General features: G+C 43.3%; 13 protein-coding genes. 2 read left to right on the plus strand and 11 right to left on the minus strand.

The features are described 5' to 3' along the window. The first annotated feature begins 111 nt into the window (after positions 1 to 111). The gene (locus ATB74_RS09120) at positions 112 to 1,116 is read left to right on the plus strand and encodes a substrate-binding domain-containing protein (protein ID WP_060981948.1); all 1,005 of its coding nucleotides are present in this window, start codon (positions 112 to 114) and stop codon (positions 1,114 to 1,116) included. A gap of 129 nt (positions 1,117 to 1,245) precedes the next feature. Here ATB74_RS09120 and ATB74_RS09125 read toward each other — a convergent pair whose 3' ends face one another. The 8 genes from ATB74_RS09125 to ATB74_RS09165 all read right to left on the minus strand — a co-directional run bounded on the left by ATB74_RS09125 (position 1,246) and on the right by ATB74_RS09165 (position 15,903). Further along, positions 1,246 to 2,823 (minus strand): glycoside hydrolase, encoded by a 1,578-nt coding sequence (locus ATB74_RS09125; RefSeq protein WP_244270918.1) that lies wholly within the window; start codon positions 2,821 to 2,823, stop codon positions 1,246 to 1,248. A gap of 60 nt (positions 2,824 to 2,883) precedes the next feature. Then, complete coding sequence (locus ATB74_RS09130) at positions 2,884 to 3,840, minus strand: hypothetical protein (RefSeq protein ID WP_155645078.1); 957 nt, start codon at positions 3,838 to 3,840, stop codon at positions 2,884 to 2,886. Between the two features lie 25 nt (positions 3,841 to 3,865). Continuing rightward, positions 3,866 to 5,218: a melibiose:sodium transporter MelB gene (gene melB, locus ATB74_RS09135; RefSeq protein ID WP_060981945.1), complete on the minus strand. Its 1,353-nt coding sequence runs from the start codon at positions 5,216 to 5,218 to the stop codon at positions 3,866 to 3,868. Between the two features lie 82 nt (positions 5,219 to 5,300). After that, positions 5,301 to 8,351, minus strand: a complete 3,051-nt coding sequence (locus tag ATB74_RS09140; protein ID WP_061018083.1) for a beta-galactosidase — start codon at positions 8,349 to 8,351, stop codon at positions 5,301 to 5,303. Positions 8,352 to 8,916: 565 nt separating this feature from the next. Next, positions 8,917 to 11,106 (minus strand): immunoglobulin-like domain-containing protein, encoded by a 2,190-nt coding sequence (locus tag ATB74_RS09145; protein WP_061018087.1) that lies wholly within the window; start codon positions 11,104 to 11,106, stop codon positions 8,917 to 8,919. Positions 11,107 to 11,594: 488 nt separating this feature from the next. After that, positions 11,595 to 12,593 carry a hypothetical protein gene (locus ATB74_RS09150; protein WP_061018089.1) on the minus strand — a complete coding sequence of 333 codons (999 nt, stop codon included), beginning with the start codon at positions 12,591 to 12,593 and terminating at the stop codon, positions 11,595 to 11,597. Between the two features lie 241 nt (positions 12,594 to 12,834). Further along, entirely contained in the window at positions 12,835 to 14,559 is a 1,725-nt protein-coding gene (locus tag ATB74_RS09155; protein ID WP_060982171.1) for a methyl-accepting chemotaxis protein, read from the minus strand. A gap of 471 nt (positions 14,560 to 15,030) precedes the next feature. Continuing rightward, a complete protein-coding gene (locus tag ATB74_RS09165) occupies positions 15,031 to 15,903 on the minus strand; it encodes a LysR family transcriptional regulator (protein ID WP_061018091.1) in 873 nt (290 codons plus the stop codon). 206 nt (positions 15,904 to 16,109) lie between these two features. On the opposite strand from ATB74_RS09165, the gene ATB74_RS09170 reads away from it, so the two are divergent. Then, the gene (locus ATB74_RS09170; protein WP_061018093.1) at positions 16,110 to 17,369 is read left to right on the plus strand and encodes an adenylosuccinate synthase; all 1,260 of its coding nucleotides are present in this window, start codon (positions 16,110 to 16,112) and stop codon (positions 17,367 to 17,369) included. A gap of 90 nt (positions 17,370 to 17,459) precedes the next feature. Here ATB74_RS09170 and ATB74_RS09175 read toward each other — a convergent pair whose 3' ends face one another. The 3 genes from ATB74_RS09175 to ATB74_RS09185 form a co-directional block, all read right to left on the minus strand. Further along, positions 17,460 to 18,401, minus strand: a complete 942-nt coding sequence (locus ATB74_RS09175; RefSeq protein ID WP_060981938.1) for a sensor domain-containing diguanylate cyclase — start codon at positions 18,399 to 18,401, stop codon at positions 17,460 to 17,462. 157 nt (positions 18,402 to 18,558) lie between these two features. Then, positions 18,559 to 19,188 carry an OmpA family protein gene (locus ATB74_RS09180; RefSeq protein ID WP_061018095.1) on the minus strand — a complete coding sequence of 210 codons (630 nt, stop codon included), beginning with the start codon at positions 19,186 to 19,188 and terminating at the stop codon, positions 18,559 to 18,561. Positions 19,189 to 19,196: 8 nt separating this feature from the next. Next, positions 19,197 to 20,753, minus strand: coding sequence for a TadE/TadG family type IV pilus assembly protein (locus ATB74_RS09185; protein WP_155645137.1), 1,557 nt, complete (start codon positions 20,751 to 20,753; stop codon positions 19,197 to 19,199). Between the last annotated feature and the right edge of the window lie 3 nt (positions 20,754 to 20,756).

The following is a 20,756-nucleotide window of genomic DNA, read 5'->3' on the forward strand; positions in this document are numbered from 1 at the left end:
TGCTACTATACGTACCATCAGAAAAGTTTAAACAGTACAAGGCGCTCCCCTCTAAAGGAACCGAAGCACTACGATGAAAACTGTTACAACACACTCAATATAAAGAACATTATGGCTAACATAAGAGACGTTGCGAAAGAAGCTAAAGTATCCGTCGCTACCGTATCGAGAGTAATCAATAAACTACCTCATACAAGTGAAACAGCAACAAAAGCTGTGCACGAAGCGATGGAAAGATTGAATTATCGCCCAAATGCGAATGCAAGAGCTCTTGCAAATAAAACTTCGTCTTCCATTGGTGTGTTAGTAGCAGACGTTTCTAACCCATTTTATGGTGCGATGGTTCAAGCCATTGACGAAATCGCACGTGAACACAAAAAGCATATCTTGATTACGCATGGCTACCACAATGAAACCTATGAAAGGGAAGCCATCGAACTTTTGATTAATAATCAGTGCGAACACCTTGTTATTCATAGCAAAGGCCTATCGGATCAAGAGCTGATTGAATTTTCGAAGCAGATCCCTGGCCTTATCATTATTAACCGGTATATCCCAGAGATAGCGGAACGCTGTGTCGCTTTAGATAATATACGAGGCAGTAGCCTTGCACTGAGTCACCTACTTCGCTTTGGCCATCAGAGAATCGGTTACTTAGCGTCTTCGCACAATATCGACGACTCTGTCGATAGGAAGCAAGGATACCGTTTAGAGCTAGAGAAAAATCAACTACCCTACTCGGAGGCTTTGGTGGTGTCCGGCGAACCGAATGAGCTTGGTGGCGCAGATGCCATGCGGAATTTGTTAGCGAAGAATGAACCGTTTACCGCGATTGCTACATACAACGATTTAATGGCTGCAGGTGCCATTTCAGTGCTTAAAGAAAACAACCTGCGTGTACCAGAAGATGTCTCTGTCATCGGGTTTGATGATGCCATGATAGCCAGCTATTTACAGCCAACTCTGACCACCGTTCGTTACCCAGTGCAGATCATGGCGAGCCAAGCGGCAAAGTTGTCTATCCAGTTGGTAGAAAAATCTCCTCACGAGCATACTGGAAACCTTTACCTTCCTACACTGGTGAACCGCAACTCCATTGCACCACCCAATAAGTAACCTATGATTTGTTAGGGAATCGACACAGAATACAAGCTTAGCTTTGGGCTCTCTCGCATTCTCTTTATAAAAGAACCCCCAGCCTTATTCAGACTGGGGGTTCTTTGTTATTACTAGCTAAATTTTACGTTATAGCGAGCCAACAAATGTCACCGTTGAGCGCGGAGGCACAAGGTAATCGTCTTGTTCTTTTTCTAGTTCAACCAACGCCAAATCATGCTGCGCATTGGTAATATGTGTTGTATAAGTGGCAGAGTTAGCAACGCCTTCTAAGTTTATAGAAACATTCTCTACCTTGTCACTCGTATTAACTGCAACAATCACCACTTTGTCTTGTGTTGGACTGACATAAGCCGATGCCATCAAGCCATCAAGATTGTCTACCCCACTCAGCTCTACACGCTGATAACCCGGGCGAACAAAGCGACTGAAGTTACCTACAGTCCACATCATTTTCGAATCTTCTACCGTATTAGCTTCTAACGATGGGTCAATTTTCACCATGCCATCTTTGTAGTCATATGGTGTCAAGCCTAACCACCAATGCCATGCTGATGCGTTCAAACGAGTCAGATCTCGATGAATGATACGTCCCACATGTAGCGCATAATCCATATCATCAGCCTCAAAGCCGTGACCATCAAAGTCACGAGAATAACCGCCACCGCCCAAGATGCTCATTTCGCTCATCCAAATTTCTGCACCTGGAGACACATCCTGCAAATTGCCGTATGTCATATCACGCAGTTTGCCTAGGCGGTCTGGCCAAGCATCAGAAAAATACCCATGTACCGAGATTTGGTTACCAATGATGTCTCTAATTTCAGGATCCCCTAACAGTTCATCAATGTAGTTTCGGTACAAGCCAACACCACGAGAGTTCATGCCATTAGTTTGAGATGAACCATCAAAGTTACGCTTATAAGCATCTCGAAGTGCTGCAGTGAATTCGACGACTTCACCGCCATCAATATGAATGTCGCTACGAATACCCGCTTCGGTCAGCTTTTTATCTAAGCTACGGTATACCGCTTTGACTTCTTGCATATTGTAGCGGTTGCCTTCTTGAGTCTGCCCTTCCCACTCCCACGTCGGCTCGTTAATTGGACTGATGTAATTAACCGGAATCCCTACGTCTTCACTACGTAGATAGGTCAACACTTCAACCAAAAAGTCGGAGAATGCATCCACATTTTCAGGCTTAAGGTTAGTAGAGCCAAGGTCATCCGCTGCTGTTGGGTGTGTTAAGCCGTTTTTTGTTAGGTAATGTGGTGGGCTATTAGAAAACGCGATAAAGTTATCTACACCACGTTGATGAGCCTCTTGCATGAAACGAATTTGTCCTTGCTGCTTAGTCGTGTCTATCGCGCCACCCGGCTCAGGTACCAATAGTTCCGCACGGCGAAGTGGATCACGAATAAAGCTACCATCACCTTGCTCGGTACTACCTGCACCTATATTAAATCGCCACGCTGTTAAACCAATGCCTTTGTCAGTAGAAAACAATAAGTCAGCGAGGTGGTCGATAGCTGCATCGTCCCCTTTTTTCTGCCACTTATTAATTGTTGGGTTAATAGACCAAGCATCCGAAGCACCAAAGCTGTGTATAGTTTGTTTGGTATTTTCAATTTCCACATCTAGTGTTTGGGCATAACTCGGCATTGACAGTATTGATGCGACTGCCATTGATAATAATATTTTTCTCATTTCACATCTCGATATTATTAATTTAATAATCGTATAGATTTAGGATATATTCAGAATTAATTAGAAAGAACGGCGATATCCAAGTTTCACAAAGAAATAATCATCTTCCCATTGATTTTGGTTCCAATCCTGCTCAAAGTTTTCTTTGTCTTCAGTTTGGTAATAGGTTTCGAATACAAACTTAGACTTATCATCTATTTTGTAATCACCCCAGAAGCCCACTCGAATTCGCAGTTCGTCTTTATCACCGTAATCAACACTCTCTGCATTTCGGTAGAAGGTATAACGCACAAATGGCGTTACAGTCAGGTCATTGAATGTTTGTGTATAGTTCATACGCACTTGCCACTCTACGCGCTTTTCTTCTTCCCAAGCACGGTTATCCCCTTCGAACTCACTTTGCTTACTAACTTCACTATATAACGTTAGTTGCAATGTTTTGTCGTAAGCTAAACGAGAGCGAACACCAAAATCTATCTCGTGATAATAATCTGTATAGCTGGTTCTTAGGTCGTTGTTAGCTTCATCCTGACAACCATTTTCGCCGACACAGTCTTCACCACGAGGGCGATTTCTAACACCAACGGGGGCTATAAAGCCATCAAGGATTAAGTCATGGTCTTCTGCTAGATAATACGCCATATTGTTATAAAATCGATATTCAGTGCGGCGTGTATCATTCGCATACATTTCATTGCGAATTTGGAATTTAGGTCCCCACCAAAAGTCTTTGTAACCCTCGGACCAACCAATCGCGACATCCTGTCGAGAACGGTCATTCCAAGTGCGCTCTTCACTCTCAATCATATGACGGTAGCTGAAGTTAGCGTACAAAAACATGGATGAATCTTCGATTGGATTAAACTCCATAGCTATGTACGGCATGGTATTCGAGCGTTGCTCTTGGTCACCCCAGTTCTCATACTCATTACCTAGCTCGATATAACCAGCCATGGTCGATGAAGAAAAAGCAAGCGCGGAGCACATTAAATAAGATGCCTTATTATTTAATTTCATTGTTAACCTTTATTATTGGATATAATTATGTAGAAGAAATCTCTTTTAAAACCATATTTTGATATTCACCATTCAGGCGATATGTTTTTTGATAAATATAAGCGCTAAGTAATACTAATAATGTAGGAATACCAACCATTAACGCTCTTAGACCTAATATAGTTTCTTCACTCTGCTCAATATTAGGAACATAACCCACTGCGGTTAACCCAATGCCGACAAAGAATCCTGAAAGCGCACCCGCAAATTTAACTAGCATGGTTTGAATTGAGAAAATAATACTTTCACTGCGGTGCCCTGTTTTGTATTCTCCATAATCGACTACGTCAGCTAACATCACTGTCGATAGGCCGTTTGATAAACCACCGCCGAATTTGAGCGCTGCACCAGCAATACCTACTAAGACGCCGTTTTCAGGGGCGAAAATACCCGTTAGAACAAGAATTAAACTACACAACAGCGGGAACAGACACGCTACTAGCCACATAAACTTTCGGTTGATTAAGTTGCAAAGCTTGGGGAACAAAAACACACCAGCGATTTCAGCCATACCAGATACTAAAGCGAACATTGGGAACAAATCTTCACGCCCAATTGCGTAACTAAAGTAATAGATAGCAAAGCCGCCAACCAACTGAATAGCGATGTTGAACGTTAGCACTACACCAATTAGTGACTTCAATTGATCATTTTTGCCAATAATGTCTTTTACATCTTTGAACGTGAATTTGTCTGTAGATACACGCTTATCTTTAATGCGCTCTTTAACGTTAAAAAACGTAATCAACGCGCTCGCTATGAATGCCGCGATAATTGCCAAGCTCAGGTATACAAACCCAGCCCCCTTATCTTCACCACCAAAGAAACCAACTAAGTACAGTCCGTACGTACCCATTAGTGTCCATGCACAACTAGCAAACAGACGAGGCCATACCACTAATTTTTCACGTTCAACACGCTTTGAAGACATCGAAGGAATCATCGACCAGTAAGGAATGTCCATGATTGTGTAAGTTACACCCCATAAGATATAAGTAACCGTTGCGTATACATACACCATATTCCCTTCGATATTGTGGGTGTTAAATACCAACAATAAGAATACAGAATTGACGAGTGTACCTATAACAATCCAAGGTCGAAACTTACCAAAGCGCGTGCGAGTGTTATCGACAATCATGCCCATCATAGGATCTGTCACTGCGTCCACAAATCGCGCGACCAGAAACAGCGTACCAACGAAAGCGGCAGAAATACCAACCACATCGGTGTAATAGAACATAAGAAAAATGTAAATAATGGAACAAGCGAAATCTTTTCCCAGTGCACCAAGGCCGTAAGAAAATTTTGTTTTTATCGATATACTACCTTCAGACATATAAGGCTCCTTAGCCTTTATAGTTAAAATAATTGAGAGTTCAGAGAGTGGCCCACCCCTCAATGGAGGCGAGCTCAAATTGTTATTTTAAAGAGAATTTCCATTGGTATTGGTTGCGTAGCAAACGGTATTCTGGTCGAACACTTGGCGTCCAAGAGTCATCTCCGCCTACCCCCATATGGAAACCATCGAAGTAAACGAACAATCCAGGTTGCTTTTCCAATTCATAAGTATGCTTTGCTTGAGTGAGCTGTTGCTGCCCGTACTGACTAACACTGAAATAGAAGTGACCTAATAGTTCAATGTCACCGATTTGAAGTTGTTGGGTATCACAACGTAATCCATTATCAGACGGGAATATGTATGGCGTATGCATACTCGCAATTGGTTGAGTCCAACGGCCAAAGTCTGCACTGACCTTACGATCAGGATAGTTTTCGTGTGGACCTCGGCCTAGCCAAGCTACACTTTGAGGACACTCACTCAAATGCATTTCAGCGCCGATTCTTGGCATTGGTGGCATTGAATCATCAACATCGACAGATACCGATACTTGAGCCTCACCCTGCTGCGTAAAGCGGTAATCCCAAACGGATGTTAAAACCAACTTATCGGCTGCAAAATACGCATGTCGTACACGTACTTCTCCAATCACAACATTAACCTCAACACCTTTACAGCGGTGTTCTAAGTTAAACAATCCAGCGTTTTGCCAACGAACCATCCAAGCATTTGGGTCTTGACGGTCTACTTCACTCACACCAATATCGTTATCAAGTGGTGCGCGAAAAAAGTTATCGCGAATTGGAGAAAGCAGTTGTTCACGGTCCGCTTTTTTCCAACTTTCCACTTCACCTGTGGTCGCATTGATATACCATTGATTATCCGCTGCCGTGACACGCAGCCCGCCATCAACCTGTTCAAATTTAGCTGGTACAAATGTTTGGCTTTCAACGTCTTCAAGCTGAAGTTTCTTACCTAATGTTGCCTGATGTTCAGCAACAATATGCCCAGTATTAGCCCAGTTAGTATCTTGCTGCTGTCGAATCGCAACATTAAGATAAGCCTCTGTGTTAAGCAGTCCAAACTCAGAATCTAATTCAATCAGCTGCGTCTGTTGAGCTGGTAGATTCAGACTCAATTCACCACTTCTAATGACAGATCCTTCATCATTAATAACTGTCCAATCTAAGCTGTGGTGAGCAGTATCAACAAACAAATGTTCACTGGTCACTTTAATTACAAGCGGTTTTGAAGATACAAGTTCAAAACTGAATGGTTGCTGAGCCCGTTTTGCTTCGAATAACGTAGGGTGCGGCGTTCGATCAGGGAAAACTAAGCCATTTATACAGAACTGACGGTCGTTAATTTCGTCACCGAAATCACCGCCATATGCCCAGTAATGAACGCCACCCTCGCTCGTTTTATCAAGCCCTTGGTCAACCCAATCCCAAATAAAACCACCTTGCAGGCGAGGATGAGATCTAAATGCATCCCAATACTCTGCAAATCCACCAAGGCTATTGCCCATCGCATGTGCGTATTCACACAAAATGATTGGACGGTTTTCATCACCAATACCAACCCATTTCTTTAATGAAAGTTTAGGTTCGTTGGTATGCCCTTGCTCTTGGTCAGCGTCGGTTCTTGCATACATAGGGCAGATAATATCGGTTGCGCTTGTGTCCGAACCGCCTCCCTCATACTGAATAACACGAGAAGGATCGACTCGTTTGGTCCACTGATACATTGCGTTATGGTTTGAACCATAGCCAGACTCATTACCAAGCGACCAAATAATGATACAAGGGTGATTAAAGTCTCGCTCCACCATGCGGGTCATTCGCTCTAAGAAAGCACTCGCCCACTGAGGATCATCGGCAATTCGTCCCATTGGTGTCATGCCGTGAGTTTCAATGTTCGCTTCATCGACAACGTATAGACCTAAGCGGTCACACAGGCTGTAAAAGCCTGGCTGGTTAGGGTAATGAGAGCAGCGGACAGCATTAAAATTATGCTGTTTCATCAGCTTTAAATCTTGCTCTACGCGTTCAAGGCTTTCTGCATGACCTGTTGTAGGATCGTGCTCGTGCTTGTTTACACCACGAATCATCAGTGCTTGACCATTGATGCACAACTGACCCCCTATGACTTCGATTTTTCGAAAACCGACATCGTAGGCTTCACACTCAACCACATCACCTTCACTTGTCACTAAGCTCACAACCAGACGGTAAAGGTTTGGAGCTTCAGCACTCCACTTCTTTGGATTGTTTGTCTTTAACGTCGCGAAACAACGTTCGCTGTATCCGCCTTTTTCATCGACTGGCGCTGTACCGACTTCCGTAACATTTGACGCAATTTCTTCCTCATCATCAAACAATGCGGTTTTCACCAACAAACCCTCACCATTCATGGTGTCGACATTAATTTTCAGCTCACCATCTCTATAGGCTGCATCAAGGTCTGGTGTCACTTTTACATCTTTAATGTGGCGAGCTGGTTTATTAAGTAGACGAACAGAGCGGAAAATACCACTCATCCACCACATGTCCTGACCTTCCATGTAACTGCCATCACACCACCGCAGGACTTTGACGGATAATGTGTTATTGCCTTCGGCTAGATATGGACTAAGGTCAAACTCTGCAGCAAGACGACTATCTTGAGAGTAACCAACAAACTCACCATTACACCAAACGTAAAATGCACTATTTACACCATCAAAAACGACTCGCGTTTGTGACTCTTGCTCCCAACTTTCAGGCAATTCAAAAGTCGTCTGGTAACAACCTGTTGGGTTCTCTTCTGGAACAAATGGAGGGTTGCACGGAAATGGGTATTTCACATTGGTATAAATTGGGAAATCATGCCCCTGTAACTGCCAGTTACCTGGAACTGTAATTTTCTGACTCGGAAGCTGTTCATCAGCCGTCCAGTTTTCAGGAACAGAATCAGGAGACGGAAATAGTGCAAAATCCCATTCTCCATCTAGGCTCATAACCGATGAGCTTATACCTCCAGCCTGAGCACAAGATTCACTACGCCAACTAGATAGTGGCGTGTGTGCTCGTAGTCGATTGAAAGAAGTAATTTCTGGACTTTCCCAGACACGTGTATTCGTAGCGTACATTTCAGGACCTAACGTTTTAAATGATCTTGGAATCATGTTAACGAAGACATTTAAACCACACCGTGATTAAAGCCACAGTAATTGTAACCGGTTACAATTAAAACTCAAAAGACCCATCCCATCCAAATTCAGCACACCTCACAGAGTTTAATTCCAAACAACCATAAGAAAAGACACTTATGAGGGGTTTAATACCACCACAACCCATAAAAAAGAGTTAACATCGAAATTAATTTATTTACCAAAGCCATAAATTGACCGGCAATCATACAATTAAGTTAAGAGACATTTGTCATCACATATAAAAACCCTGTAGCACACGTGATGTTACAGAGATTGTTACAGTAACTATTTATAGTATTTGCACCGCACGTTACTTTAATCGTTCATAGATCATTTACCGTGAGAGTCACGTTCAACTTCGGTAAAGTTGGTTAAATTTATAGCGAAGCTCACACCTTTTTAGGTTGCTTTATAGATTTCAAATTCCCCAAATAAAAAAGAGAGGCACAATGGCCTCTCTTTGATCGTCTACTTTATATTTTGCTAACGTTAAGCTATAAGACTAAAGCTTTGTCCAAGCGTCCTGCCAGTACTGGCTGTCACCTGGAGCATAAGACGCGCTTGCACACCAACCTGTGTATGGCCACGGCTTACATTCGTATAAACCATTGTCAGTGCCTACCACGATGTCGCCCGCTTCATAGTTCGTTCCTGCTTCGTACGGAGGGTAGTCACCTGGAGGTGGCGTTGTACCGCCCTCTTCTTTGATAGCGAATGAATTATCGACCATCACCATTTCACCGTCTGTCGCAGTACCAACCACTTCAAGCTGGTACTGACCTTCTGCAACATCACTCAGGTCCATAGTAATCGTGCGGCTATCAGTTAGACTCACGTTAGTCTGTTCAACCACAGCACCCACGCTATTGATCACCGTTGCGGTTACATCAAGCGCTTCGTTTGACGCTAGTGTGAACTGTAAACGTACGTTGCCATTATCTAGAATGTATTCCGACTGAAGACCAGATACACTTAGCTCTAAATCACCACCTGGATCAGGGTTGCCGCCACATGAACTGTCTGACGATTTTTTCCAAACACCCCACTCACCTGTCGTTCCCGGCTCTTCGCCACGAGTATACCAACCTGCAACCCACGTTGCTCCATCATGCGATACTTGGTCACCTTCAACATAAACGGTATCGGCATCCCATGCCGCTGCACAGTTAGAACCATCAGTCACTGACACTTTACGCTCAGCGGTTACAGTTTGATTTGCACTGTCGGTTACACTGTATACCAATGTGTAGTTACCAATTTCATTCACATCGACACTACCAGTGTGTGTAATTGAGCTTGTTAGGTCACCATCTTCAGCATCATTGGCAGCCACACCCGCCATAGCATCAAACGCAGTTCCCAACACAACAGTTGTGTCAGACACGCCATTAAATACAGGCTTCTGGCTATAAACCTCTACTGTTCTCGCTTTAGTGGTTTCGTTGTTATCGCTGTCTTTCACACGGTAAGTGAGTACGTAAGTGCCAATAACACTGGTTTCAACGTAACCTTCAACATCAATTGATGATGTTAAGTCGCCATCTTCTTTATCTGTTGCTGTTACGCCTTCTATTGGGTCGAAAACCGTTCCGTGAAGAACACGCGTATTCTCAACACCTTTCATTACTGGCTCACCTTCAACCGGTGGTGGCGTCACTTGACCATGGACAAACGGGCCGTAGTCTTTAATAAACTGCTCGTTGTATTGTTGACCAGCTTTGTTAGTACCCATGTCCCAGTTGATAGACCAAGTCATCACACCACGTAGCGGTTGGCCTTGCGCCGTTAGGCTATCAAATGCGTCGTATAAATCTTGTGGCTCTTGCACAAAACCCGTTGCTGCGGCATCGATACTTGAAGGAATACCAAACACGAGCTTGTCATGTGGGATCTTGTGGAAGCCACGCGTTCCGTTGATAAGTGAATCAGAGATGTAGTAGATGAACTCTTCTTTTAACGCATCGTTGTTTTGAGCAATCCAGCCCACACCGTCAACCCAGATGCCATCACCACCTTGGTTGTAGAACTGTGGGTTAATCCAGTCGTAATAACCTTCTAGATTATCGATATAAGGAACGTACTTGCCGCCAGTCGTCAGATAAGGAAACTCCGGCGCCATGGTAATAAGGAAGTTTTTACCTTGTGCGCGGTAGTGGTCTTTCACTAGCTTAAGCGCATCAGGAATCACGGTTTGATTGTTTGCTGCGGTTACGGCTGCTTGTTCAAGATCGATATCTAGACCATCGAAACCGTAACGCTCAGTAAGACGGATTATCTCATCAGCAAACGCTCTTTCATCACCAGTTTCAAGCTCTACGTGTGCATCAGCACCACCCAGCGCTATCAGTACAGAACGACCTTGCTTGTTGAGTTCAGAGATTTGGTCAATAAATTGTTCTTCTGAAAGCCCAATGGTTGGGTCCAGTTTAAAAGTTGGGATTCGACCATCTGCCACATCGTACACTTTCATGAATGACACATTCACGATGTTGTACATTGGGTTTACTTCATCCAGTGTCACACATGGCGCATTACCACCTTGGTAGCCGCCACCGTCACACCAGTTATGCCAATAGCCAACCACGACGCCAGAGTCTGGATTCGTCATATCTGAACCATTCGCATAAACAGCGCCAGACATAGCCGCCATGCCGACCGATACTGCTAATTGTAGAGCTTTACGTTTCAACATTAGTCCCACTTCCTTACTTAACAGCTGTGCCAATCACAACCGAACCAATTCATTGTAATCATGAATATTTATAGAGAAGTAATGGAATTTATAGGAAAAGATGACCTTTGATTTAACTTGTGATTTTAAGTCACAGATTGAATATCAGAATCAATATGATTTTGACTTTTCATTCAAACTGAAATTCTAAAATCTGTTGTTTTCGATCGAATACATTGACCATGGAAATATTTAATCAACCTTAATTCACTAAGATAATTAACCAAAAATATAAAAAATCACCAATAGGAAAAAACGAACTTTAAATCGGCAAAAATCACCCCCAAACATACCGTAATTACTGACCTCAGACCAGATGCCGTTGCGAGTGATATCACCAAAATAGCCTGGATATAGTCATCACACATGTGTTAGCGATACACACGTATAACGGAATATAAGAGTAAGAATTTGTGGGATTTTGAATCTATACGCCGGAAATCTTTCAGTTAACCCTCAGCACCAGATGAATAATATGCATCCAATAGTGAAATAAAATTCACCTTATCAAGTTCATTAAGTTGATTAATTCCAGCCGCTGCTTTTCTTCCTCCGCCAGTTACAAAGCTTGAGCAAATTTCGTCCGCGCCCGTTCTGTTTGATAATGGTGCCCGTAAACTCACCGTGTAAGACTCGCCATCTTGGTTTTCCGTTAATACAGCTTGCGCTCGGTTTGGGTCTTGATTAACGATTTCATTACCAAATACGCCACTGATGCGCCTTGCCCAAGTCTCACCTGGTAGTTCAAACACACGTGCGACTTCACTTTCATAAACAGGAGCAAGGTTTGATAACTGCTGGTGATCATTTTGATAAGCAGCTCGTAGTCGATAAAACACAGAGTCTTTATCATCCAAAAGATCAAACGGATTCGGGTATTGAGAAAGGATTTGGTAGAGTTCAGCTGGCGTGAAATGCAAATCACTGAGTGACGAGCCGTAACCGTTGTAGTTAACCAAGGTACCTAGCTCTTCTAAAAACTCTGTTTGAGATTCATCGAATCCATTTTCATCCGCAAGCCGCGTGGCCACAGTTTTTAGATTATCTCCAAAGGCAGCCGCGATTGCCCAAGCCACATACGTACCATTCAGCTTCTGGTTGATCAGCAAGCTCGTGCAACTCTCCGGCGCGGTATCAATCAAAGTATCTAAATGCTTAGAAGTTGGGACATCCCCTGTTCGGTGGTGATCGCAATAAAATACATTGATGTTGGCGTCTAGCAGTGAGTGCAATGCAGGTAGGTTTTTCTCCATCGACACATCTAAAACGGTAACGGATGATACGTCACCTTGTTTGCCCGGCTCCGTAATTTGAGTAACAACTTGAGATACCAACTTAATATCACGCTTTACACCAGTAATGAGCACGCTCTCTCTCGGCTCACTTAATCGCAGTTGTAACAACGCGATTATGCCATCTGCATCTCCATTAAATACGTCGTAGTGCATGTTGTTCCTCTTCCTATAGATTTAACCGATTGTCAGAAACGGGCCAATTCGTTCGTTTAGTCGATAGTCTGTCATTATTTTAGTTATATTTCACAGATACTTAAGTCTATTTTGGAATGCCTTATTCTTATTTCTATCGGTTCATGAACTTGCCTATCCATTAGGCACAAAAAAGGCGCAGATAATCCGCGCCTTCGCTTGAGTTGTTTGGCTGCACTTCTTTAATGCAACTAGGTTGGTTCTAAGATGTCTTAAACTGCGCGACTGCTTTGTCCATGTCACTTGCTTGCTCTGCGACTTTATCGACTTCTACCAAGCAGTGCTGCGCTGACACGTTGTTATCGTTAGAAATGGTATTAAGTTCTGTGATTGAATCACTCACTTGCGTCATCACTGCGCCCTGCTCTTCAATTGCAGAAGCAATACGTTCAGAGTTACCTTGAATGCTTTCCATATCGCTTAGGATGAGCTGTAGGCTTGCATCAAGTTCTTCTGAATCTTTTAGCGTTAGTTGGCCTTGTTGATTACACTCACCAATTTCTGTCATCGAAGCATTCATTTGGCTCTGAATTGCCGTTACTACACTGGTAATTTCAGTCGTTGATTGGTGCGTTCTGCTTGCCAGCGCTCGAACTTCATCTGCAACCACCGCAAAGCCACGACCTTGTTCACCCGCACGTGCCGCCTCAATCGCTGCGTTCAGTGCCAGCAAGTTGGTTTGTTCTGCAATGCCTTGGATGATGTTTACTGCATCGCCGATTTGATCAACATGATGGTTCAGTGAACTGATCGAATCTTGGCTGCTTGAAAGGCGTTCAGACAACTGGGTGATGTTGCTGATGGTTTCAACTACCACTTCACGTCCTTTATCGGCATTCACTTTCGCTTGATGTACACCTTCTGCAGCAACCGATGTGCTTTCAGAAATTTCACCAATGGTGAGTACCATCTCTTGAACTGAGGTTGTCATGGTTGAGGTATGGTTAGCCTGCACTTCAAACTGTTTGATTACTGACTCTAGCTCGTCATGCATGTTCGATGTGCTTTGTGTCAGTTGCAGTGACTTAGATTGAGACGCCGCGATTAAGCCTTCCAACTGATCAAGTAATTGGTTGAAGTATTGGCCTAAAGTACTGAGTTCGTCTTTGCCATCTAGGTGAGAACGAATAGACACGTCGTTTGAATCAACGATATTACGGATAACCGAAAGCAGTGACTCAATTTTGCCAATGATTGAACGGACGATTAACCAACTGAACAGAATGATCGACACTAATAATGTAATACATAGGATGTTGTTGATCAGAGATAGCTTGTCCATCTCTCGTTGGGTTTCTTGGTCTAACACCGCTGAGAACTCTTTAAATTGAGTTTCGATAGCATGAGAACCCGAACGAGCTTGCCCAAGTAGACCTTCAGTGTGCTTCAAGCCAATCACTCGCTTCTGCTCAACCACTTGGCGAGCCGCGTCGATCAAAGCAGCTGAACTACTCATATTCGAAGTTATAAAAAGAACACTCGGGTCAAACTCCCCCTTCTCAATTAAGTCATTGAACAGGTAAAGCTCAATTTTTTGTTCAGCACTGGCTGTCGCGCTGATGTTATCGAGTAAAACATGAAACTCGCCTAGCATGCCTTTGTCGCGTGCTAATCCATACACTTCACTCGCTTTTACTAAGTTAACAAAGCTTGTGTGGTAGGTTTCGATGTCTTCACGTAGGTGTGTGCTGTTGGCTAAGCCTAAATCACTGAGCACTGTATCTAGCTCAGATTCAGACGCTAAGAATTTGTTGTAGTTTACGTCGAACTTGTCGAGGTATTTCATATCGCTACGCAGCAAGAAATCTTTCTCGTTACGGCGAAGGTTGAGCAAGCGCACTTCAAGTTCTTTGGTTATTTGTTTGGCTTCGCTCATTTGAGCGGTGGTGTCTGCAAATTGTGATGTGGTAAACAGCAGTGAAATCATGCCGAAGATGGAGAACATCCCCAACGAGTAGAGCTTTTTCTTTATGTTCATATACGTGGCTCGTCTTTACTAAATTAACTATGAGTATCTAAATAAATCGCATCAAAGAATGGATATCCAACTTGCGCGACCTGATTATTGTTATGGTTTTTATATCGATAATGAGCGTCTAAAACTGTGGCTTCTAAGTCCACTAGCTATGACGTTCTCAATTGCATTTAAACAGCAAATGAAACAGCCGACTAAAGTTAAATTTATCAATAACACAAATTTATTACATGTACATTAGTTGAATGATAAAAGTGAGAGACAGCTATTTGACGGAGTGTGAAGACCTGAGCGCCTTGCTATGTAAGACTTTGAATTAAAACACTTTGAACTATTATTGAGCAGAGGGTTAGAAATGACGTTTTTTTGGCGTAAAAAAGCCCACGCGAGGTGGGCTAATTGAAACAAACTCAATGATGGTATTTATTTGTTTTGCAATGAAGTGATCTCATCATTCACCCACCCCAACAACTGCTTAGTGGCTTTCGACAACACCTGGTTCTGCCTAACAATATAACCGAGGCTGGTGCTCGAGAAGTTGGTCAATGGTGTCACTTTTGAATTCAGATGCTGCTTGGTTGATACCGCGAACTCCGGGACAATAGCCACACCAAAACCGGCTTCTGCCCAGTCGATTTGAGCATCGACACTCCCTACTTCCATCACCCTATAATTAGGTAGATTAAGGCTTGGTAAACCTTCATCAATGAAGTCACGCGTTCTCGTATCATGGCCTAGTAAAATCAAACTAAGCTCTGCATCAGAATCTTGGATATCAAACCCATCGCCAAGCGCACACCAAGAAAGCTCTTGCAGCTTAGTGAAATAGAGTGACTCGTTGTGCTGTTCTTTGGCGATAACAAAACCAATATCCGCTTGAGCATTTTTAACTAAACTCGATGCCTGAGATGACGTGGTATTCAAGAGCGTAAGGTCAATACCGGGATACTGCGCTTTGAACTTCTGGAACGGGCGAATTAGCAAGAATCTAGAAATGATGTCGCTCACAGCAATGGTTAATGTCCCTACTTTAAGGTCGTTAATGGCATTGAGATCAGCCTGACAAATCTGCAGTTCGAGCAGCGTTCTTTGGCTTGTTTCCAATAGCCGTTCACCCGCTTGAGTCAATCGAAAAGGGCTTCTCTCTATCAACTTTATGCGTGTTTGTTGTTCTAATTGTTTCAAGTGCAAACTCACATTGGGCTGTGTCATATGAAGCGCATTAGCCGCTTTCCCAAAATGCTTGTACTCCGCAAGCGTCACAAACGTCTTCAACAAATGGATATCAAGCATCATGTCCTCTCTTACGTGTTACTTCCAACTACAAAGTATGTCCCATCCCGTCATTCCCTACAGTGAGGAACGAACATGATAGGGAATCTCGTTTGTAGATTAAGACTTTAAATACATATGGAATCCTTATCAAGATAATAAAGATAATTAATTTCTCTTATCCACCTTGTAGGCCTAACATGATTTCTCAATCAGTCAGGAGAAAAATTATGCCATCTATTGTTGTTGTAGGCGCAAACTGGGGCGACGAAGGCAAAGGCCGTATCGTTGATTTTTTAGCAGACAAAGCTTCTGCTAGCATTCGTTTTCAAGGCGGAAACAATGCAGGTCATACTGTGGTCAATGACTTCGGTACATTCAAACTGCACCAACTTCCTAGTGGTATTTTTAATCCTGATTGTACAGCGGTTCTTGGCCCTGGCATGGTGATCAGCCCAGCTGCGCTAACTGAAGAAATTGCAGAAGTACAAGCGGCTGGCATCAAAGTTAAAATGGCGATTTCAGACCGCGCGACACTGTGTCTGCCTTTACACGCTCTAGAAGATACACTTGAAGAAGAACGTTTAGGCGATGGCGCTTACGGTTCAACACGTCAAGGTATTGCGCCAGCGTACGGCGATCGCGTAATGAAAAAAGGCATTCTTGTAGGTTGGCTGAATCAGCCTGAGATTTTAGAGCAGCGCATTCAATTCTTACTTGATTGGAAGATGCCTCAGCTTAAAGCGCTATATCCTCAATGTGACTTCTCTCAGAACGCTTCTGAAATGACTGAGTGGCTACTTGAAGTGACTAAAGCGTGGCGCCCGTTCATCTGCAACGTAACTGAGCCGCTAAAAGCATTGCAATCGCAAGACGCAAACCTATTATTCGAAGCTCAGTTAGGCGCAGGTCGCGACCTTGTCTACGGTGAATACCCTTGGACGACGTCTTCGAATGTAACTGCAGCTTATGCAGGCATTGGTAGCGGTTTACCTGCCCTTCGCCCTGAGCGTGTTATTGCCGTTGCTAAATCGTTCAGCTCGTCTGTTGGTACTGGCACGCTAGTAACTGCAATGGAAGAGCAAGACAGCTTCCGCGAAAGCTCTAACGAATATGGTGCAACTACGGGCCGCCCTCGTGATATGGGTTACTTTGATGCAGTAGCAACTCGCAACGGTGTTGATCTGCAAGCTGCAACGGAAATCGCACTGACTAAAATCGATTGCCTATCTGGTTTGTCTGAACTTAAGATCTGTACGGCTTACTCTGGTGAGCACACTGAAAACCCGATTTGGCCACAGACTGCTGAACTAAAGCCTGTATATGAAGATATGGCTGGCTGGGATGAAGACATCACAGGTTGCCGCACGTTTGAGAGCCTTCCTCAAGCAGCACAAGATTACGTGACTCGTATTGAAGAGCTGATGGGTGTGCCAATCGTGATGGTATCAGTAGGCCCAGAGCGTGAACAAATGATCATTCGTGGCTAGTCGGTCAGCAGCTACATCTACATCTACATCTACATCTACATCTACATCTAAGCCCACACTAGTGGGCTTTTTTACGTCTGTCACAAACATCTAAATCTTGTTTTTCTTATTGAGGTACATGTTTTCATCGGACAGTTTTATTAGATTAATGATATTGAAGCTCCGAGAGTCAGCGATACCACAACCATATGAAAATCCGAGTGAAACTTCATCATCACAACGAAAGCTCTTAATGAAATCATGGAATTCAGCGTGAATTTTTTTGACCAACTCACGAGCAAAACCCGGCTCTTCTGAGTGTATGACGACAATGAATTCATCACCGCCAACTCTCGCCGATATAGTGTTGTACTTTGAATTATTTTTGATGCATGACGCAAAGCCTGATATGTAATCATCACCTTTGAAGTGACCATAAGTATCATTGATGTATTTCAGGTTATCCAAATCAAAATACAAACAAACAATCTCTCCATCGCTAATGTTTGCTTTGTTGAATTCATGGAAAAAGCCCCTTCGATTAAGCAGCGTAGTCATGATATCAAAATGACTGTTTTTGTATAAAATCCTGCTCTCTTCTTTTAACAGGATTTCAGAACGCAACAGAGTTGAAATGTTCTCAATCAAGTTAACTTGGCTTTCGGTATAAGTTGTTGGGCTTAAATCAAAAACCAAGAGCACCGCAAACACTTCTTCATCAATATCCCTAACAGGAACACCGCAAAAAGACTTATAGGCATCCATTCCTGTTGCAAAGGCGGATTCGCCACCAGCATAACCACTCAAATAGACCGTGCGATTTTCATTATGTACATACTCACAAAAGCAGCTAATTTTGCTCTTATGTTGATTGCACGATATGTTTGAGGAGCTCCACACACTCTCAGAACCAGAGCAACTCAAATCAGAGATCATAATGATGCCTGCATTAGACGCATCCATTATGTCTCGTATGTTATCCAATATAGATACCCATGTATCGACATCGATATTTCTTTGCATCCCTTCAGAAGAGAACTTATCAAAAAGCATTAATATTTCTTTAGTATCAGACAGTTAAACTTAATCGAATATTCATTAGTATACGTTGTAACAAAAATCCCAAGAGCGGTGTTCTAGGGCGGTTATTACCTACCACTCAGCAACAACCAAGCACTAAGCAACAACCAAACCCTACATCCTAATTTTCTTATTCAGCAGCATCGTTCGAAGAAGCCCAAATTTCTGAGCGTCGATTCTTCGCTCTACCCTCCGGCGTTGCGTTAGACGCGATAGGTTCACTTTCACCAAATGAACGAATAACAAGACGGTTTTTCTCGACACCATCCGCGATTAAGCCATCCGACGTAGTCAGCGCTCTCTGCAGGCCTAGCGCTTGGTTATAGCCTTCTCCGCCTGTGCTGTCAGTGTGCCCATCCACCGTAATTGAACTACCGTTAGTCTTTAACTCACCTGCTAACTGACTCAATGCTTTGCTGCCCATCGGCGTTAAGTTGTGTTGGTCAAAACCAAAATGAAGACGTGCCAATAACCCTTGACGCTCTTGATTACTGATCCAAGTCTTACAACCGGATTGGTTTGTACTTAGATTAGATTGAGCTGCTAATGCTTGTTTTAGCTCACTGCTATTGGACTGCTGCTCAATTTGTAAAAAGCCCTGTCTGTGTTGAGCTATACCCACGACATCATCAACTCTAACACTATGTTGATATTCACTGAATGCAGTGTCGCAATAGACATTGATGCCTTCTTCCGCATAGGCGATAAGGCTAAATTGCAATGTCGATATGACGATTGAACCGATCATTAACTTTTTCATGTTTTCCTCTAGTACAACTTAGTTATTCCGCTTGTTTTTGAGCCTTTACGGATGAGTTCTTCTATCTTTTCAATCAATTCATCGAGGTTAGATACATCGATGATGTCTTCATTGGAATCCACAACACAATCTTGAAAACCACTTTGTTGAGACGCTCGAAAATCAATACCAATGACACCTATGTATAAGCCAGGTATCTCCTCTCTTGCTTTGTCACACATACCTGTATCGACGAGTCCTTTGAGGATGCCGTTATTAGGGCTTTCCTGCCCGTCACTCAAAATCAGTAGCATCTTGATTTTTTTGTTGTAAGCTTGCTGTTCTTCTTGGTCGGCGCTGTTCGGATCACCGTCATGTAGAACTTGAGAACCTCTCAAAATGCCTTGAAAGGCCGCGGTTCCCCCATCTGCCCACATCGAATTAATCGGATTCAAGTCTGAAAGCTTGTTCGATAAGCGAATGTTGGAAAACTGCGATGAATCGGAAGAACCATGCGCGTTAAATAGACGAGTTCCACTCACTCCATAGAAATCAGGCTGTAACCCCGACTTGTCCGTAAACATCGTCGACACTGATGTCGATAAATCTACATAGTTGTATACGTCAGCAACTCGGTAATTATCTTGATTAATCACATCTTTAATACGTTTAGCGTACTTTCGATTATCCGATTTTGGATTTGGACAACGTGACTCGCGACCAGCACATCTAAGCACATAGTCTTGCGAATACGTACGCCAGTAATCCCAGTTAACATCGTTGTAAGAATAAGGCGATACGTTCGTTTTATAGTTATCTTTATAGCTCAATTGGCTTGTCGCGTTGGCTCTATTGCCCGAGACGATTTCCCTCGTTCTAACGTTAAAAGGCACAAAACCTACTCGATTAAGCAGCTTGTCTCCGGTTGTATCCTCTCCCGGCTCATCACAAACGTATTTCCACTCGCCATCGACATAATCTTGGTCAATCGATGTGCAAAGAATTTTGCCGGATATTTCGTCGATGGCGGTTTTCAAATCATCGATTTTTATGTGTCGACTTGAACCCCACTTTTCATTCATTGAACCGGAAAAGTCCGACACGAACACAATGTCGATGTTATTATCACCCAAGTAAACCGGGTACTTTCGAGCTAACGAACGCCCCGCCAAATCTTGCTGCTGATCAAACGATGGGATAAAGCTGCTTGCGAACCATGAGTCATGTGTCGTCTTGGCATTCACTGTGTATTGAATGTATTCAAGAACCCCTGTGCCCTCGTCTTCCGCTTGGTGGAACCGGTCTGCAGAAAGGTTGGTTGATTTGATGTCTCGAACATAGTTTTCGACATACTTGGTCGCCAATCCACGAGCCTGTTCCGGTTGATCTTCAATGGTCACCGCTATGGCCGCCGCCTCTGCTGAATCTCTTAATCGGCTGGTCTCTTGAACATAACGTGTGCCTTCAACCGCCCAAAAGGTCATGCCCATGATTGGAACAAGCAATAAGCCCATCCACACCGCGGCAACCCCTTGTTGTCTTTGGAGACTGATATGCTGGCGATTGATATGACGCCCATACTGCATTTT

Origin of the sequence: Vibrio splendidus (assembly GCF_001557875.1) — a bacterium.
In the GTDB taxonomy this organism is placed as follows: domain Bacteria; phylum Pseudomonadota; class Gammaproteobacteria; order Enterobacterales; family Vibrionaceae; genus Vibrio; species Vibrio splendidus_F.

Bases quoted from the DNA above. Each gene is read 5' to 3' on its own strand.
- ATB74_RS09120 (WP_060981948.1), top strand. From the start codon at position 112: ATGGCTAACATAAGAGACGTTGCGAAAGAAGCTAAAGTATCCGTCGCT.
- ATB74_RS09125 (WP_244270918.1), bottom strand. From the start codon at position 2,823: ATGAGAAAAATATTATTATCAATGGCAGTCGCATCAATACTGTCAATG.
- ATB74_RS09130 (WP_155645078.1), bottom strand. From the start codon at position 3,840: ATGAAATTAAATAATAAGGCATCTTATTTAATGTGCTCCGCGCTTGCT.
- melB (WP_060981945.1), bottom strand. From the start codon at position 5,218: ATGTCTGAAGGTAGTATATCGATAAAAACAAAATTTTCTTACGGCCTT.
- ATB74_RS09140 (WP_061018083.1), bottom strand. From the start codon at position 8,351: ATGTACGCTACGAATACACGTGTCTGGGAAAGTCCAGAAATTACTTCT.
- ATB74_RS09145 (WP_061018087.1), bottom strand. From the start codon at position 11,106: ATGTTGAAACGTAAAGCTCTACAATTAGCAGTATCGGTCGGCATGGCG.
- ATB74_RS09150 (WP_061018089.1), bottom strand. From the start codon at position 12,593: ATGCACTACGACGTATTTAATGGAGATGCAGATGGCATAATCGCGTTG.
- ATB74_RS09155 (WP_060982171.1), bottom strand. From the start codon at position 14,559: ATGATTTCACTGCTGTTTACCACATCACAATTTGCAGACACCACCGCT.
- ATB74_RS09165 (WP_061018091.1), bottom strand. From the start codon at position 15,903: ATGATGCTTGATATCCATTTGTTGAAGACGTTTGTGACGCTTGCGGAG.
- ATB74_RS09170 (WP_061018093.1), top strand. From the start codon at position 16,110: ATGCCATCTATTGTTGTTGTAGGCGCAAACTGGGGCGACGAAGGCAAA.
- ATB74_RS09175 (WP_060981938.1), bottom strand. From the start codon at position 18,401: ATGCTTTTTGATAAGTTCTCTTCTGAAGGGATGCAAAGAAATATCGAT.
- ATB74_RS09180 (WP_061018095.1), bottom strand. From the start codon at position 19,188: ATGAAAAAGTTAATGATCGGTTCAATCGTCATATCGACATTGCAATTT.
- ATB74_RS09185 (WP_155645137.1), bottom strand. From the start codon at position 20,753: ATGCAGTATGGGCGTCATATCAATCGCCAGCATATCAGTCTCCAAAGA.